Annotated in this window: 1 protein-coding gene; it reads right to left on the bottom strand. The window is 50.6% G+C overall.

Annotation, left to right across the window (positions count from 1 at the left end; genetic code table 11):
• Positions 1 to 91: 91 nt before the first annotated feature.
• Positions 92 to 806 (bottom strand): sporulation protein (locus tag R7Q46_RS26275; RefSeq protein WP_318078097.1); only part of this gene is annotated, 715 nt, incomplete at its 5' end.

The following is an 806-nucleotide window of genomic DNA, read 5'->3' as shown; positions in this document are numbered from 1 at the left end:
GTTTCTGCGGTGAGGACATCAATGCGCCTATACTAGAGTTTTGAATATTCGCTCTAGTATGGCACATTAAGCGTACACGTGTAAGCTAAAATTAAGACTCGTGAATCGCAGCCGTTTGGTCGAGGTAATTGAGGACAAGCTCACCCACTTCTTCCAGGTTTGTTGTCACCGGAATACACAGTTCGCGCTTGAGTTTTCCACTGCCGAGCAAGCTGGCAAGCATACCGCGAGAGCCACTGCGAGTGCGGTCAATCTCAAACCAAAGCTTGAGGTTTTGCTCATCACGATGCGCGACAAACTCTAACTCGCGCCATACGCCATGATATGGGCCATCAGTGGGCACCATTTCAAACTCTTGTACAAATGGCAGTTCGAAACCTTTTACCTCTTCACATTCGACTTGGCGAATACGCAAGCCTTGGGCTTCAAACGCTGACAATATGGCATCCATAAGTGGGTCGGGTCTAACGGTGAGAATGTCTTTGTCGGTAGGGTCAAGCGCCATCGCCACATCTAAGCCGGTTTCTAGCCAGACTTTTGCATCGCCGATGGTCACTGGCGTGTTCCAAGGCACGTCGAGTTTGACGTCGAAGGTGCGCTCTTCACCAGGATGAATCGTAAAGGCGTACGGGAGATTCCATTTCGCCAAGACATGCGTTTGCGGTACTCGACGCATGCTGTGCCCTTCTCGCGCACCACGGTCGTCCGGAGCCTCTGCGATGTAGCGGCAACAAAGCTTCATATCGATATTATCGATCGCTTGTTCTGTCGCGCCACCATAAACGTGAATAGAAACATCCACACTT

The sequence above is a fragment of the Vibrio sp. 811 genome, from assembly GCF_033339195.1.
Note: the sequence above shows the minus strand (reverse complement) of the source record. Positions and strands in the feature narration are given on the sequence as shown.